Origin of the sequence: Salmonella sp. 741265055_HSA, from assembly GCF_046569525.1 — a bacterium.
Classification (GTDB): domain Bacteria; phylum Pseudomonadota; class Gammaproteobacteria; order Enterobacterales; family Enterobacteriaceae; genus Salmonella; species Salmonella enterica.
In genome coordinates, this window is the sequence record NZ_JBKFSQ010000020.1 from 47,939 (window position 1) to 63,908 (window position 15,970).

Below are 15,970 nucleotides of genomic sequence, written 5' to 3' on the forward strand. Positions count from 1 at the left end.
ATTATGTTTTGTCTTTTCTGTGATCTTAATTCTGTTTAATTTGTCTGTTTTCAGGCGGTAAATATAATTGCAGTGATGGGGGCCACGAAAGGAAATAATCGTAACAGCAATGTAAAATAACATAAAAAACGCGCTCCGAAGAGCGCCAAAATACGACCATAAGTGGGGATAACATAAGTTGAGGGCAGTGGCATTGCCCGTTGCCGGGCAGGTATAACGAAGATTAGCCTTTTACACCCCCTGCCGTCAGGCCGTTGACCAGCCAACGCTGCGCCAACAGGAACACCAGGGTGATAGGAATAGCGGAAAGGACGGCGGCGGCGGCAAAGTCGCCCCACAAATAGTTTTGCGGGTTGAGATATTGCTGCATACCCACGGCCAGCGTATAGCTGTCCACATCACGCAGTAACAACGAGGCGACCGGAACTTCGGTAATCGCCGCGATGAACGACAAAATAAACACCACCGCCAGAATCGGTACGGAAAGCGGCAGCAGCACCAGGCGAAACGCCTGCCACGGGGTTGCGCCATCCAGCGCGGCGGCCTCTTCCAGCGAACTGTCGATAGTTTCGAAGTAGCCTTTAATCGTCCAGACATGCAGCGCGATGCCGCCAAGATAGGCGAAGATCACGCCGCCATGCGTATTCAGACCGATAAATGGAATGTATTGTCCCAGGCGGTCAAATAACGCATACAGCGCCACCAGAGACAAAACCGCCGGAAACATCTGGAAAATCAGCATCCCTTTGAGCAGTGTTGCTTTACCTGGAAAACGCATTCGTGCGAAAGCGTAGGCGCAGGTGGTGGAGAGCGCCACGATGCCGATGGCGGTAATACCGGCGATTTTCACCGAGTTCCACAGCCACAGCAGGACCGGGAAGGGAGGCGGCGTTACCCGGCCATCCGCATGTTCCACGCTGAAACCCAGCGCCAACTGCCAGTGTTCCCAGGAGATTTTGTCCGGGATCAGGCTTCCGGTGGCGAAGTTCCCTTCACGTAGCGAGATAGCGATGACCATCAGCAGCGGGAACATGATCGCCGCGATGAAAATCAGCAGCCCCAGGTGCGTGATGAAGAGACGCAGTTTCTGAGATTTGGGTTGGACCATAGCCATTGTTATTATCTCCCTTAATCAAACTTCATACGCGTGGCTTTCAGGTTCACTATTGCCAGCGCGCCTACCAGCAGGAAGATCAGCGTGGCAATGGCCGCCGCCAGACCGAAGTCCTGACCGCCGCCGCCTTCAAAGGCGATACGGTAGGTGTAGCTGACGAGCAGATCGGTATAACCGGCTGGCGTGGTGGTGCCGAGACGGTCTGGCCCGCCGTTGGTCAATAACTGAATCAGGACAAAGTTATTAAAGTTAAAGGCGAAGCTGGCGATCATCAGCGGCGTTAGCGGCTTAATCAGCAGCGGTAAGGTGATCTTAAAGAAATTCTGAAATGGACCGGCGCCGTCCATTGCGGAGGCTTCGTACAGGTCATCCGGAATCGCTTTCAGCAGCCCCATACACAGGATCATCATGTAGGGATAGCCCAGCCAGGTATTCACGATAATCACCATTGCCCGCGCGGTGTTGGGGTCGCTGAACCAGGCAGGTTTAATGCCGAACAGCGCGCTCAGCATCATATTGATTTCACCAAAGCTTTGGTTGAATAACCCTTTGAAAATCAAAATTGAAATAAACGACGGTACGGCGTAGGGCAGAATCAGCAGGACGCGGTAGATAGCTTTACCTTTCAGCGCTTCCCACTGTACGAGGCAGGCCAATACCATCCCAACCGCCACGGTTAACACCACAGTGAGGACCGAAAAGACCACGGTCCAGACGAAGATAGCGAAAAAGGGCTTCTGAATCCCTTCGTCGGTAAAGACGCGCGTAAAGTTTTTCGCGCCGATAGTAACGGTATAACCAGGACTGAGTTTTTCATCACCCCAGCTTCCGTCGGCGTTGATCGACTGATAATAACCGCTATCGTTGTTTGGCCGGTATTTTACGCCGCTCTGGTTATTGGTCAGCAGGCCGTCATCAGCCAGTGTGTACAGCGGACGAGTACCGGAAAACTGACGTAGCGAGCTCATAATTACTTTACTTTCATCCGGCAGGACGGCGGTTATCTGGTTCAGCGCCAGACGGTTCTGGGTGATTATCCGCAGATTGGCGCGTTCGCCGCCCGGCAGGGCATCGGTCTCTTTCAGCTGTAATTTTTGTTCGCCGCCGAAGGAAAATGCGTCAGACAGGTAATGTTTGCCCGTTTCTCCGTCGGTGAGGGCCAGTTGCCACTCGTCGCCGGCCGGGTAAAGACCGAAGTTATAGGTTTTTCCTGCCTGATAAGAACGGTCCATCAGCACTTGCTGGGCGCGTTCAAAGGTGAGCTGGTTGGTGCTGCTGTAGTTAGTAAAGGCGATGGCGATGGTGCACACCAGCGGGAATAGCACAAACAGCCCCATGCCAGCGAGGCCAGGGTAAACGTAGCGCCAGGCATAGGTTTTACGATTTGCGAAAATATACAGGCCAGCAGAGCTTAAAATCAGCGTCATGATGGCGAACAGATACTCCCCTTGTACGTACATTAAAACTACAAGGTAACCCACCAGCAGGCCCAGCAGACCAATTACTGACCATTTAAGCTGGTCGCTTTGCCACCAGTGTTTCTTTTTAATGACATCCATGGGGGATTTCCTCTACAGCGTTGAAACTTCCTGGCCGGAGATGTGCCTGATGGCGCTGCGCTTATCAGGCCTACGGTGTGTTGTAGGCCGGATAAGGCATTTATGCCGCCATCCGGCACAGGCTCGCGGCATTACTTAGTGATACGGCTTTGTGCATCTTTCAGCGCGGCATCCACGGTTTGACGGCCGCTGGCGGCGTTGATCACAGCCGTACGTACCGCATACCAGAAGGCGGACATCTGCGGAATATTAGGCATGATCTCGCCTTTCTGGGCGTTATCCATGGTGGCGGCGATACGGGGGTCTTTCGCTAACTGCTCCTGGAAAGATTTCAGCGCCACGGCGCCCAGCGGTTTATCTTTGTTCACCGCTTCCAGACCCTGATCGGTCAGCAGGTAGTTTTCGAGGAACTCTTTCGCCAGCTCTTTATTCGGGCTGGCAGCGTTAATCCCCGCGCTCAGCACGCCGACGAACGGTTTCGAGGGTTTACCTTTGAAGGTCGGCAGCAGGGTGACACCGTAGTTGACTTTGCTCTTGTCGATGTTCGACCATGCCCACGGGCCGTTGATGGTCATTGCCGTTTCGCCTTTATTGAAGGCTGCTTCGGCGATGGAGTAATCGGTATCGGCGCTCATATTTTTGTTCTTGATCATATCGATCAGGAAAGTCAGGCCCGCTTTCGCGCCGGCGTTGTCGACGCCAACGTCTTTCACGTCATACTTACCGTTTTCAAATTTGAACGCGTAACCGCCGTCAGCGGCGATCAAAGGCCAGGTGAAATACGGTTCTTGCAGGTTGAACATTATCGCCGACTTCCCTTTCGCTTTTAGCTCTTTATCCAACGCCGGGATCTCTTCCCAGGTTTTCGGCGGGTTCGGGACGAGGTCTTTGTTATAAATCAGGGAGAGGGCTTCAACGGCGATGGGGTAGGCGATCAGCTTGCCGTTATAGCGTACCGCATCCCAGGTGAACGGATAGAGTTTGTCCTGAAACGCTTTATCCGGAGTGACCTCCGCCAGCAGACCAGACTGCGCGTAGCCGCCAAAACGGTCGTGCGCCCAGAAGATAATGTCAGGACCGTCGCCGGTGGCTGCCACCTGCGGGAATTTCTCTTCCAGCTTATCCGGGTGCTCAACGGTCACTTTAATGCCGGTGTCTTGCTCAAATTTTTTACCGACCTCGGCCAGACCGTTATAGCCCTTGTCGCCGTTGATCCAGATAACCAGTTTACCTTCTTCAATTTTGGCGAGAGCCGGGGCGGAAATCATCATCGTCGTAAGTGCGGATAATGCGAGGATGCCTACGCCAGTTTTAATCTTCATATCTCCCATCCTTTTTGGTGATGTACACAGAGGTGGTTTAACGGTCTCTAGTTTCTTTATACGACAACCTCTTTCCATCCTCCCCGCCCCTACGCCCCACCCCGGCTTTATGTGATCTGTGTTACATAAATGTGAGTAATGCGTGCTGGCGCACATAAAAACACGCCGATTTTTGCGGGCGGCATCACGAAATTCCTTTTCTGTCCGCGCCCGTGGTCTCAGGCGCTGTGTCCTCATCCTCCCGCCTCCTCCCCCATAAAAAAGCCGGGGGGTGGAGGATTTACCCCAGTCAGGGATCGCGCATAGTCAGGCCATCATGAATGTTGCTGTCAATGACAGGTTGTAACGAAGGGAGAAGGGCATGGCGAGCGTACAGCTACGAAATGTAACGAAAGCCTGGGGTGACGTGGTGGTATCGAAAGATATTAACCTCGATATCCATGACGGGGAGTTCGTGGTGTTTGTCGGACCGTCAGGCTGTGGTAAATCGACCTTGCTGCGTATGATCGCCGGGCTTGAAACCATCACCAGTGGCGACCTGTTTATTGGGGAAACCCGTATGAATGATATTCCGCCTGCCGAGCGCGGCGTGGGCATGGTATTCCAGTCTTATGCGCTCTATCCCCATCTCTCCGTTGCAGAAAACATGTCTTTCGGCCTCAAGCTGGCGGGCGCCAAAAAAGAAGTAATGAATCAACGCGTCAATCAGGTGGCGGAAGTGCTGCAACTGGCGCATCTGCTGGAACGTAAGCCAAAAGCGCTTTCCGGCGGTCAGCGTCAGCGCGTAGCGATTGGCCGCACGCTGGTGGCGGAGCCGCGTGTGTTTTTGCTGGATGAACCGCTCTCTAACCTGGACGCCGCGCTGCGCGTGCAGATGCGCATTGAAATTTCTCGCCTGCATAAACGTCTGGGCCGCACGATGATTTACGTCACCCACGATCAGGTCGAGGCGATGACCCTGGCCGACAAAATCGTGGTGCTGGACGCCGGTCGCGTCGCGCAGGTCGGTAAACCGCTGGAGCTGTACCACTATCCGGCGGACCGCTTTGTCGCGGGCTTCATCGGCTCGCCGAAGATGAACTTCCTGCCGGTGAAAGTGACCGCCACCGCGATTGAACAAGTCCAGGTCGAACTGCCGAATCGCCAGCAAATCTGGCTGCCGGTCGAAAGTCGCGGCGTGCAGGTCGGCGCCAATATGTCTTTAGGCATTCGGCCGGAACACCTGCTGCCGAGCGATATCGCCGATGTCACCCTGGAAGGTGAAGTCCAGGTTGTCGAGCAGTTAGGGCACGAAACACAAATTCATATCCAGATCCCCGCCATCCGTCAAAACCTGGTTTATCGCCAGAATGACGTGGTGTTGGTAGAAGAGGGCGCCACATTCGCTATCGGCCTGCCGCCAGAGCGCTGTCATCTGTTCCGCGAGGATGGCAGCGCATGTCGTCGTCTGCATCAAGAGCCGGGTGTTTAAGGCCTCCATAAAAAAACGAAACGCAAAACCATTCGCAGTTTTAGAAGGTGGCAGCGTTTAAAGAAAAGCAATGATCTCAGGAGATAGAATGATGATTACTCTGCGCAAACTCCCACTGGCGGTTGCTGTCGCAGCGGGCGTAATGTCCGCTCAGGCAATGGCTGTCGATTTCCACGGTTACGCCCGTTCCGGTATTGGCTGGACGGGAAGCGGCGGCGAACAACAGTGTTTCCAGGCAACGGGTGCCCAAAGTAAATACCGTCTTGGTAACGAATGTGAAACCTATGCGGAACTGAAACTGGGCCAGGAAGTGTGGAAAGAGGGCGATAAGAGCTTCTATTTCGACACCAACGTCGCCTATTCGGTTAACCAGCAGAACGACTGGGAATCGACCGATCCCGCCTTCCGCGAAGCGAACGTGCAGGGTAAAAACCTGATTGAATGGCTGCCGGGCTCTACCATCTGGGCCGGTAAGCGCTTCTATCAGCGTCATGACGTACACATGATCGACTTCTACTACTGGGATATTTCAGGTCCTGGCGCGGGTATCGAAAATATCGATCTGGGCTTCGGTAAGCTTTCGCTGGCGGCGACCCGGTCTACTGAAGCGGGCGGCTCTTACACCTTCAGCAGCCAGAATATTTATGATGAAGTAAAAGATACCGCTAACGACGTCTTTGACGTACGTCTGGCTGGTCTGCAAACGAACCCGGACGGCGTACTGGAGCTGGGCGTTGATTACGGCCGCGCCAATACGACCGATGGTTATAAGCTGGCTGATGGGGCATCGAAAGACGGCTGGATGTTCACCGCCGAACACACGCAAAGCATGTTGAAAGGCTATAACAAGTTTGTCGTGCAATATGCCACCGATGCCATGACCACGCAGGGTAAAGGCCAGGCGCGCGGTTCCGACGGTTCTTCATCTTTCACTGAAGAATTGCCTGATGGAACCAAAATTAATTATGCCAATAAGGTCATCAATAATAATGGCGATATGTGGCGTATTTTGGATCATGGCGCCATCTCGCTTGGTGATAAATGGGATTTGATGTACGTCGGTATGTACCAGAATATCGATTGGGATAATAACCTGGGTACTGAGTGGTGGACCGTGGGCGTACGTCCAATGTACAAGTGGACGCCAATCATGAGTACCCTGCTGGAAGTCGGCTACGACAACGTGAAATCTCAGCAGACCGGCGATCGTAACAATCAATATAAAATCACCCTGGCGCAACAGTGGCAGGCGGGCGACAGCATCTGGTCGCGTCCGGCTATCCGTATTTTTGCCACCTACGCGAAATGGGATGAGAAATGGGGCTATATCAAAGACGGCGATAACATTTCCCGTTATGCCGCAGCGACTAACTCCGGCATTTCCACCAACAGCCGTGGCGATAGCGATGAGTGGACCTTCGGCGCCCAGATGGAAATCTGGTGGTAATACGATGGTCATCTGACGTAACGAGGGGCGCAAGCCCCTCTGAAACATCAGGTCTGATGATGCTTGTAAGCCGAATAAGGCGCCAGCCGCCATTCGGCGATATGTTTGGGTTGGCGCGCTATTGCCTGGCTACCGCTGAACCCGCCTTATTGAGGTGAGAATAATGAAAATGAAGAAAAGTCTCGTCGCCCTCTGTTTAACCGCAGGGCTGTTCGCCAGCGTGCCGGGTATCAGCCTGGCGGAAGTGAACTATGTACCGCAAAATACCAGCGCCGCGCCCGCTATTCCTGCTGCCGCGCTACAGCAATTAACCTGGACGCCTGTAGATCAGTCAAAAACGCAGTCTACCCAACTGGCGACTGGCGGCCAGCGCCTTGACGTCGCCGGCATTACCGGCCCGGTCGCCGCTTATAGCGTTCCGGCGAATATCGGCGAGCTGACATTAACTCTGACCAGCGAGGTCAATAAGCAAGCCAGCGTTTTTGCGCCAAACGTGTTGATTCTTGACCAAAATATGACGCCTTCGGCGTTCTTCCCCAGCAGTTACTTTACTTATCAGCAGCCGGGCGTCATGAGCGCAGACCGGCTGGAAGGCGTGATGCGCCTGACGCCTGCGTTGGGGCAGCAGAAACTCTATGTTCTGGTGTTTACGACCGAAAAAGATCTTCAGCAAACTACTACGCTGCTCGATCCGGCAAAAGCCTATGCCAAAGGCGTCGGTAACTCTATCCCGGATATTCCCGATCCAGTTGCTCGCCATACCACTGACGGCGTGGTGACACTGAAGGTAAAAACCAACAGCAGCTCCAGCGTATTGGTCGGGCCGTTGTTTGGCTCGTCCGGTACCGGGCCGGTAACGGTAGGCAATACCGCCGCGCCGGTCGCTGCGCCAGCGCCAGTCGCGCCGAAGAAAAGCGAACCGATGTTGAACGATACGGAAAGCTACTTTAATAAAGCGATTAAGGATGCCGTAGCGAAAGGCGACGTCGATAAAGCGCTGAAACTGCTTGATGAGGCCGAACGTCTGGGATCGACATCTGCCCGTTCCACCTTTATCAGCAGTGTAAAAGGCAAGGGGTAATTGTTTCCCCACAGTGCTGATTTTGCAGCAACTGGTGCGTCTCCTGGCGCACCTTTTTTTATCATTTCATGCGAATTGTTATTTTTTTGTTGCGCAACAGATCACTTAATTGTGATTGCACCCCCCGTAATGTCTTTTCTGAGATACAATGACTTTAAGTTATGAATCGGAGAGTAAGGCATGTCACACCCTGCGTTAACGCAACTGCGTGCGCTGCGCTATTTTGATGCGATTCCTGCGCTTGAACCCCATTTGCTGGACTGGCTGTTGCTGGAAGATTCTATGACTAAACGTTTTGAGCAGCAGGGAAAGCGGGTAAGCGTGACGCTGATTCGGGAAGCGTTTGTCGGCCAAAGTGAGGTCGAGGAAGCATCAGGTTTACTGCCATCCGAATCCCGCTACTGGTTACGTGAGATACTGCTTTGCGCTGACGGCGAGCCCTGGCTTGCCGGACGTACCGTGGTACCGGAATCCACGCTGTGCGGACCTGAACAGGTCTTACAACATCTGGGTAAAACCCCGCTTGGACGTTATCTATTTACATCATCGACACTGACCCGCGATTTTATTGAAATTGGACGCGATGCAACGCTGTGGGGGCGCCGCTCTCGACTGCGGTTGAGCGGAAAACCGCTGTTGCTTACCGAGCTTTTTTTACCTGCATCGCCGCTGTACTGAGAGGAAGATAAAGATGGAGTGGAGTCTGACGCAGAGTAAGCTGCTGGCGTTTCACCGTTTGATGCGTACAGATAAGCCTATTGGCGCGTTGCTGCTGCTCTGGCCGACGCTTTGGGCGCTATGGGTGGCGACGCCGGGTATGCCTCAGCTGTGGATTTTGGCAGTTTTTGTCGCTGGCGTGTGGTTAATGCGCGCGGCGGGCTGCGTGGTAAATGATTATGCCGATCGTAAATTTGACGGACATGTAAAACGTACGGTCAACCGGCCTTTACCCAGCGGCGCCGTGACAGAGAAAGAAGCGCGCAACCTGTTTGTGGTACTGGTGCTGCTGGCGTTTCTGTTGGTGCTGACGCTGAACGCCATGACGATTCTGCTTTCCGTGGCGGCGTTGGCGTTGGCCTGGGTTTATCCCTTTATGAAACGCTACACCCACCTGCCGCAGGTCGTGTTGGGGGCCGCTTTCGGCTGGTCAATCCCCATGGCGTTCGCCGCGGTGAGCGAATCCCTGCCGTTGAGCTGCTGGCTGATGTTCCTCGCCAATATTCTCTGGGCAGTGGCTTACGATACGCAATATGCGATGGTCGACAGAGATGATGATATCAAGATAGGCATTAAATCGACGGCGATCCTGTTTGGTCGTTATGACACATTGATTATCGGGATTCTGCAGCTTGGTGTCATGGTGTTAATGGCGCTGATCGGCTGGTTGAATGGTCTGGGATGGGGATATTACTGGGCTGTGCTGGTGGCGGGCGCGCTGTTTGTCTACCAGCAAAAACTGATTGCGAACCGTGAACGTGAAGCCTGCTTTAAAGCCTTTATGAACAATAACTACGTTGGCCTGGTGCTATTTTTAGGGCTGGCGATGAGTTACTGGCACTTCTGATGTCATGCCGGGCGAACCCGGCCTGCAAAGCCAAAATTTTCAATACGTCATACCAGTTGCCCGATAAGCTTACGCCATCGGGCATTTCAGGCACTGGCTTACTCGCCCTGCGTCGCGCTTTCAATCGTCAGACGGACATCAGAGGTAATCAGATCGGCAAGCATCTGATATATCTTCATCGTTTCTGCCGGTTCGGCATCGCCCGTATCGCTGATATAACCCTCATCCCGTAGCGTCAACACGAGTGAACTGAACACCGCTTTGTCGAAAAACTCCGGCGCGTTAATACCGTGCAGGACAGACAGACGTTGCGCCACGGTACGGCTTTCTTTCTCCAGCGTACTGCGGTTGATGGACGGATTGGCGCTCAACAGCCAGAACGTAATGGCATAACGCTGTAGCGTTTCACGCGCGCCTGCCGCCAGCAGCTGCAGCGTACGGGAATGCGCCGGGTTGATATGCAGTTCATCATCCTGCAGGGTGATTAGCCCCTGACGCTGCATTTCACTGGCCAGAGCGTCAATGACCGAGGCTAACTCCTCGCGCTCCCAGCGCAGGAACAGCTCCGCTTTTAACATCGGATAGAGCGCTTCAACATGCTGCTGCAACGCATCACGCGAAATGCGACGATGCTGGGTGATAATCGCCGCCATCAGCGAAGGCATAATCAACATATGCGCGATATTGTTACGATAATAGGTCATCAACACCGCCTGCTCGCGCGGCAGAATGATGATATCGCCAATGGTGTCTTTCTCGACCTCAAACTTATTCATCTGCAGCGCGTGAGCGATGAGTTCGCCAGCGCTGGCGGCAGGAACGGTTGAGTCTGTGGAATAAGGGACATTGCGCATCAGATCGAGATAGCAGTCAAGCTGCTCGGTGAGCTGCTCGCGGGTGAGCGAGCGCTGACGCGACGCTAACAGCGCGGTACAACACAGGTTCATCGCGTTTGCCGCGCCAGCGTTGTTAATACGCACCATCAGATCGGCGGCGATACTATTTACCGTCGGCGTCAGCCAGGCTGGGCGTATGGCCTCTATAGGGTCGATAGATTCGCGCCACTCCGGCACATGCTGGTTCAGGTACGTCATGAGCGGCATCGGTTCGCCAAAGTTAACGTAGCCCTGACCCAGATTGCGCAGCTTGCTCAAGCCTTTCAGCATCTGCGGCAGACTCTCTTTCTCTTTTGTCGCGCCGCGCAGCTCTTTCGCATAGGTGCCCACTTCCATGACGTGCTCATAGCCGATGTAAATAGGCACTAACGTAATTGGACGGGTACCGCCGCGCAGCATCGCCTGGATAGTCATCGACAGGGTGCCGGTTTTCGGGTCTAACAAACGTCCGGTACGCGAACGTCCTCCTTCGACAAAATACTCAACCGAGTAACCGCGGCTGAACAGCTCGCCCAGGTATTCGCGAAAGACGGTGGAATAGAGTTTATTCCCCTTAAAGGTACGACGAATAAAGAACGCGCCCAGACGACGGAAAATTGGGCCAGCGGGCCAGAAATTAAGGTTAATACCGGCGGCAATATGCGGCGGAACCAGTCCCTGATGGTACAGCACATAAGAAAGGAGCAAGTAGTCCATATGGCTGCGGTGACAGGGTACATAGACGATTTCATGCCCGTCGTGCGCCAGTTGGCGTACGCGCTCGGCGTTATGCACGTTAATCCCCTGGTACAGTCGGTTCCAGGTAAACCCCAAAATCCTGTCGGTCAAACGAATCATCTCGTAAGAGAAGTTCGCCGCGATCTCTTCCATCAGCGCAATGGCGTTTTGCTGCGCTTTTTCATGAGAGATTTTCTTACTGCGCGCTTCGTCTTCTACCGCGCGGGCGATCGCTTTCGAGGCCAGCAGTTTGTTAAACAGATCCTGACGGGCGGGCAGGCGTGGGCCAACCGCCGCCAGGCGCTGGCGAGCAAAGTGCATACGCGCCACGCGAGCCAGCTTCTGCGCGATGATTTTATCGGTGCCGTGTTCATCAGCCATACGACGCAATGAGACGGACGGCGAGAATCGGACAAAGCTATCGCGACCCAGCCAGGAGATGGCAAAGAATTTCTGTACGCCGTTCAGCATACGTAAAGGCGGGTTATCTTCTCCCTTTTCACGACCCGGCGCGCGGCCAAACATCACGGAAACGGGCACCATCTGCACGTCCAAAGCCGGATTACTCCGATGCAGATCGAGATAATCGTGAAAAAGTTTCACCGACTCTTCTTTTGGCGTGTAATAGGTAAAGACACGCGGTCCGCCGTGAATAAATACATAGCGCGGCAACAGCGCGCCGTCGATCTCCAGCGGCTCCAGCGGATCCGGGAGATCGTGCGCCAGACATTGAGCCCGCAGCGTCAGTAAGTCCGCTTTTGAGTTGTATGGCAAGACATACATAATGGGGCGAGAAGTATCGAGCCCCAATTCCTGGGCGGGTTCCGCCGGAATAGACTTGCTTTTTACCAGTATGCTTAATGGTAAATTCAGTAATTTGTAGTAAATTCGTGGCCAGCCGGACATAAACGATGTAAAGCCTCTGGTTAATAATGCAAATGCGCTGCAAGGATATCAGAAAGTTTAGCGAATTTCTGTTGTATCCCGTCATACTTCGCGCTGCGTTACGGCAGTCCGAATCGTGTAGGGCAACCGTATAATGTCATTGACGTTAATAATGTAAAAAGGTTCTTTTGATGGCCAATAATACCACTGGATTCACCAGAATTATCAAAGCGGCAGGATATTCCTGGAAAGGATTTCGCGCCGCATGGACTCACGAAGCGGCGTTTCGCCAGGAAAGTATCGCGGTATTGCTGGGCGTCATCATCGCCTGCTGGCTGGATGTGGATGCGATTACCCGTGTGTTATTGATAGGTTCCGTTTTACTTATCATGATTGTTGAAATCCTCAACAGCGCTATTGAAGCGGTCGTGGACCGCATCGGTTCTGAATACCATGAGCTTTCCGGCCGTGCGAAAGATATGGGATCGGCTGCGGTGCTACTGTCTATTTTCGTTGCCCTGATGACCTGGGGCATCCTGTTATGGTCACATTTTCGATAAAGGTTCCAAATTTTATAAATCTCTTGTTTTTTGCGCCGTTTGTGGTTCCAAAATCACCTTTAACTGTATATACTCACAGCATGACTGTATATACACCCAGGGGGCGGAATGAAAGCGTTAACGGCCAGGCAACAAGAGGTGTTTGATCTCATCCGGGATCACATCAGCCAGACAGGTATGCCACCGACGCGTGCGGAAATCGCGCAGCGTTTGGGGTTCCGTTCCCCAAACGCGGCGGAAGAACACCTTAAAGCGCTGGCGCGCAAAGGGGTGCTTGAAATCGTTTCCGGCGCATCGCGAGGTATCCGTCTGTTACAGGAAGAAGAGGACGGATTACCGCTTGTCGGGCGTGTCGCGGCGGGTGAACCGCTTCTGGCGCAGCAGCATATTGAAGGCCATTACCAGGTCGATCCTTCACTGTTCAAACCCAGCGCCGATTTCCTGCTGCGCGTGAGCGGTATGTCGATGAAAGACATCGGTATTATGGATGGGGATTTGCTGGCGGTACATAAAACGCAGGACGTCCGTAATGGCCAGGTGGTTGTCGCTCGCATTGACGATGAAGTGACAGTAAAGCGCCTGAAAAAGCAGGGCAATAAAGTGGAGCTGCTGCCGGAAAACAGCGAGTTTACACCGATAGTGGTGGATCTGCGCGAACAAAGCTTTACGATTGAAGGGCTGGCGGTAGGCGTCATTCGCAACGGGGAATGGTTGTAATCTCTTTTTAATCTCCTTGTAAGCCGTCATCCGGCAATCGTGCAGCCTGATGGCGCTACGCTTATCAGGCCTACGGGAATGCAGTTCCTGAGATGATTAATTTGTAGGCCGGATAAGGCGTTACGTCGCCATCCGGCAATGCGCTCGTTTCGTTTAACTCCTTGTCAGGCTTTTCTCCATGCCGCTTTTTACCTCCTCTGATAAAGCTCTCTGGCGTCTCGCGCTGCCGATGATTTTTTCTAACATCACCGTCCCCTTACTGGGGCTGGTCGATACGGCGGTGATTGGTCATCTGGACAGCCCGGTTTTCCTGGGCGGCGTGGCGGTGGGCGCGACTGCCACCAGCTTTCTTTTCATGCTGCTGCTATTTCTACGTATGAGCACCACCGGACTAACGGCGCAGGCATTTGGCGCCAAAAATCCACAGGCGTTAGCCCGGGCGCTCATTCAACCGTTATTACTGGCGCTGGGCGCTGGCGTGATGATTGTGCTATTTCGCACGCCGCTTATCGAGCTGGCTTTACATATTGTCGGCGGGAACGACGCTGTCCTGGTGCAGGCGAGACGCTTCCTTGAAATTCGTTGGCTAAGCGCTCCCGCGTCACTGGCGAATCTGGTGCTGCTCGGTTGGCTGTTAGGCGTTCAGTATGCGCGGGCGCCGGTTATCTTGTTGGTCGTGGGCAATATCCTCAACATCGCGCTCGACCTGTGGCTGGTGATGGGACTTCATATGAACGTGCAGGGCGCCGCCCTGGCGACGGTCATCGCAGAATATGCCACGTTACTGATCGGCCTCATGATGGTACGTAAAGTTCTCCATCTCCGCGGTGTGTCGCTGGATATGCTAAAACAGGCCTGGCGCGGCAACGTGCGCCTCCTTTTGGCGCTCAATCGCGATATCATGCTGCGCTCATTGCTCCTTCAGCTTTGTTTTGGCGCAATCACGGTGTCAGGCGCGCGGCTGGGCAGCGATATTATCGCGGTAAATGCAGTCCTGATGACCTTACTCACCTTTACGGCCTATGCGCTGGACGGTTTTGCTTATGCGGTGGAGGCGCACTCCGGTCAGGCTTACGGCGCGCGTGACGGTAGCAAGCTACTGGACGTCTGGCGAGCGGCGTGTCGTCAGTCGGGAATTGTGGCCTTGTTGTTTTCCACAGTCTATGCCCTGGCAGGCGAACATATTGTCGCGTTACTGACCTCATTGCCGCAAATACAGCTACTGGCGGATCGGTATCTTATCTGGCAGGTGGTATTACCGCTGGTGGGCGTATGGTGCTATCTGCTCGACGGTATGTTTATTGGCGCGACGCGCGCTGCCGAAATGCGCAATAGCATGGCAGTCGCCGCGGGAGGATTCGCGCTGACGCTCTTCGCCCTGCCGGTATTAGGAAATCATGGTTTATGGCTGGCATTAACCGTGTTCCTGGCGCTTCGCGGTCTGTCGTTGAGCCTTATCTGGCGTCGTCACTGGCGCGAGGGTACATGGTTTGCCAGATCGTGACGGTTAAAAATTCTGAATATAAAACCGAAGGCCGAATTCCTGCCTACAATTATTATCACGTCCAGCAGAAATTGCAGTGCATTTGGGCGAATAACACCTGCTATTCCTAACCGAATGATGAGGACAAGATGATGAATAAAGACGAAGCCGGCGGTAACTGGAAACAGTTTAAAGGTAAAATGAAAGAACAATGGGGCAAACTGACCGATGACGATATGACCGTTATCGAAGGTAAACGCGACCAACTGGTAGGTAAAATCCAGGAGCGTTACGGTTACCAGAAAGATCAGGCGGAAAAAGAGGTTGTTGACTGGGAAACCCGTAACAACTATCGCTGGTAATACGTTTTCCCCTACCAGGAGTACATGGATGTGCTTCCCACTGTTTGCTTATGAATGCGGGCGTGCTCCTCTCTACTGCCGCCCGTTTTTCCGTTCAGGCTAACGCGGTTTTTTCTTCACCAGCACCGAGTGATCGTGACCACAGTCGCCCGGATGGCGACACGCTTCCACTTCTACGCACGCAGGGCACAGACCGTGCGCCTCAATAACGTTATGTCGTAGCGCAAAGCCCATTTTAGCCGCCAGCGTATGCATGATGTCTTCCACGCCCTCGGCACACTCTTCCTTCACCACGCCGCAACGATCGCAGATAAACATGGCCGAGCTGTGCGTTGGCTGGTCGAACAGGTGGCAAACCACGTAACTATTGGTGGATTCCACTTTATGGACAAAACCCTGTTCGAGCAAAAAATCCAGCGCGCGGTAGATGGTGGGCGGTTTGGCCTGTGGTTCCGTTTCGCGCAGCAAATCGAGCAAATCGTATGCGCTGATGGCACCCTGTTGCAGACTCATCAGGCGCAGCACTTCGAGGCGCTGAGGCGTCAGGCGCACGTTGCGCTGCGCGCAGAGTTTTTCAGCTTGCGCCAGTAACTCTTGCGTTGTGGTCTTTTCCATGTAGCACCTCGAATGGCATGAAAGTCTAATCCGTTACTTTACCACGAGCTGCTTAAAACTCTGAAATTACCCCGTGACAAGATATCGCCTGCTAAGCTTTTCCGCGCCAGTATTCTCATCTATACCTAATGAGGGTCGATATTATAACAACAGGATTTAACATCACTATTTCACAGC

General features: G+C 53.6%; 15 protein-coding genes and 1 pseudogene. 11 read left to right on the forward strand and 5 right to left on the reverse strand.

What is annotated here, in order from left to right; translation table 11 throughout:
- Nucleotides 1-223: 223 nt before the first annotated feature.
- Both malG and malF read right to left on the reverse strand, forming a co-directional pair.
- Nucleotides 224-1,114 (reverse strand): maltose ABC transporter permease MalG, encoded by an 891-nt coding sequence (malG, locus tag ACLD4K_RS12810; RefSeq protein WP_220539702.1) that lies wholly within the window; start codon nt 1,112-1,114, stop codon nt 224-226.
- A gap of 14 nt (nt 1,115-1,128) precedes the next feature.
- The gene (malF, locus tag ACLD4K_RS12815) at nt 1,129-2,673 is read right to left on the reverse strand and encodes a maltose ABC transporter permease MalF (protein ID WP_000382565.1); all 1,545 of its coding nucleotides are present in this window, start codon (nt 2,671-2,673) and stop codon (nt 1,129-1,131) included.
- 42 nt (nt 2,674-2,715) lie between these two features.
- Here malF and ACLD4K_RS12820 point away from each other — a divergent pair.
- Nucleotides 2,716-2,856, forward strand: a pseudogene (locus ACLD4K_RS12820) (hypothetical protein); the annotation flags it as partial.
- On the opposite strand, the gene malE reads toward ACLD4K_RS12820, so the two are convergent.
- Nucleotides 2,805-3,995: a maltose/maltodextrin ABC transporter substrate-binding protein MalE gene (gene malE / locus ACLD4K_RS12825; RefSeq protein ID WP_000695415.1), complete on the reverse strand. Its 1,191-nt coding sequence runs from the start codon at nt 3,993-3,995 to the stop codon at nt 2,805-2,807. The pseudogene ACLD4K_RS12820 and the gene malE overlap by 52 nt on opposite strands.
- A 361-nt stretch (nt 3,996-4,356) precedes the next feature.
- Here malE and malK point away from each other — a divergent pair, with 361 nt between their 5' ends.
- From malK to ubiA, 5 genes are all read left to right on the forward strand, one after another.
- Nucleotides 4,357-5,466, forward strand: a complete 1,110-nt coding sequence (gene malK / locus ACLD4K_RS12830; RefSeq protein WP_000179176.1) for a maltose/maltodextrin ABC transporter ATP-binding protein MalK — start codon at nt 4,357-4,359, stop codon at nt 5,464-5,466.
- Between the two features lie 88 nt (nt 5,467-5,554).
- Nucleotides 5,555-6,913: a maltoporin gene (locus tag ACLD4K_RS12835; protein ID WP_000973642.1), complete on the forward strand. Its 1,359-nt coding sequence runs from the start codon at nt 5,555-5,557 to the stop codon at nt 6,911-6,913.
- Nucleotides 6,914-7,076: 163 nt separating this feature from the next.
- Nucleotides 7,077-7,994, forward strand: coding sequence for a maltose operon protein MalM (malM, locus tag ACLD4K_RS12840; RefSeq protein WP_156010328.1), 918 nt, complete (start codon nt 7,077-7,079; stop codon nt 7,992-7,994).
- Between the two features lie 180 nt (nt 7,995-8,174).
- Complete coding sequence (gene ubiC / locus ACLD4K_RS12845; protein WP_000019219.1) at nt 8,175-8,672, forward strand: chorismate lyase; 498 nt, start codon at nt 8,175-8,177, stop codon at nt 8,670-8,672.
- A gap of 13 nt (nt 8,673-8,685) precedes the next feature.
- Nucleotides 8,686-9,558: a 4-hydroxybenzoate octaprenyltransferase gene (gene ubiA, locus ACLD4K_RS12850; RefSeq protein ID WP_183060019.1), complete on the forward strand. Its 873-nt coding sequence runs from the start codon at nt 8,686-8,688 to the stop codon at nt 9,556-9,558.
- 98 nt (nt 9,559-9,656) lie between these two features.
- On the opposite strand, the gene plsB is transcribed toward ubiA, so the two are convergent.
- Nucleotides 9,657-12,077, reverse strand: coding sequence for a glycerol-3-phosphate 1-O-acyltransferase PlsB (plsB, locus tag ACLD4K_RS12855; protein WP_000017357.1), 2,421 nt, complete (start codon nt 12,075-12,077; stop codon nt 9,657-9,659).
- Nucleotides 12,078-12,247: 170 nt separating this feature from the next.
- Here plsB and ACLD4K_RS12860 point away from each other — a divergent pair, with 170 nt between their 5' ends.
- The 5 genes from ACLD4K_RS12860 to ACLD4K_RS12880 all read left to right on the forward strand — a co-directional run bounded on the left by ACLD4K_RS12860 (nt 12,248) and on the right by ACLD4K_RS12880 (nt 15,178).
- Nucleotides 12,248-12,616, forward strand: a complete 369-nt coding sequence (locus tag ACLD4K_RS12860) for a diacylglycerol kinase (RefSeq protein WP_000002900.1) — start codon at nt 12,248-12,250, stop codon at nt 12,614-12,616.
- Between the two features lie 108 nt (nt 12,617-12,724).
- Nucleotides 12,725-13,333 carry a transcriptional repressor LexA gene (lexA, locus tag ACLD4K_RS12865; protein ID WP_000646079.1) on the forward strand — a complete coding sequence of 203 codons (609 nt, stop codon included), beginning with the start codon at nt 12,725-12,727 and terminating at the stop codon, nt 13,331-13,333.
- Between the two features lie 178 nt (nt 13,334-13,511).
- Nucleotides 13,512-14,837 carry an MATE family efflux transporter DinF gene (gene dinF / locus ACLD4K_RS12870; protein ID WP_411011973.1) on the forward strand — a complete coding sequence of 442 codons (1,326 nt, stop codon included), beginning with the start codon at nt 13,512-13,514 and terminating at the stop codon, nt 14,835-14,837.
- Nucleotides 14,834-14,947 carry a hypothetical protein gene (locus ACLD4K_RS12875; RefSeq protein ID WP_001575282.1) on the forward strand — a complete coding sequence of 38 codons (114 nt, stop codon included), beginning with the start codon at nt 14,834-14,836 and terminating at the stop codon, nt 14,945-14,947. The genes dinF and ACLD4K_RS12875 overlap by 4 nt, the downstream gene beginning before the upstream one ends.
- Nucleotides 14,948-14,968: 21 nt before the next feature.
- Complete coding sequence (locus ACLD4K_RS12880; RefSeq protein WP_001030592.1) at nt 14,969-15,178, forward strand: CsbD family protein; 210 nt, start codon at nt 14,969-14,971, stop codon at nt 15,176-15,178.
- Nucleotides 15,179-15,277: 99 nt separating this feature from the next.
- On the opposite strand, the gene zur is transcribed toward ACLD4K_RS12880, so the two are convergent.
- Nucleotides 15,278-15,793: a zinc uptake transcriptional repressor Zur gene (gene zur, locus ACLD4K_RS12885; RefSeq protein WP_000416271.1), complete on the reverse strand. Its 516-nt coding sequence runs from the start codon at nt 15,791-15,793 to the stop codon at nt 15,278-15,280.
- Nucleotides 15,794-15,970 lie beyond the last annotated feature (177 nt).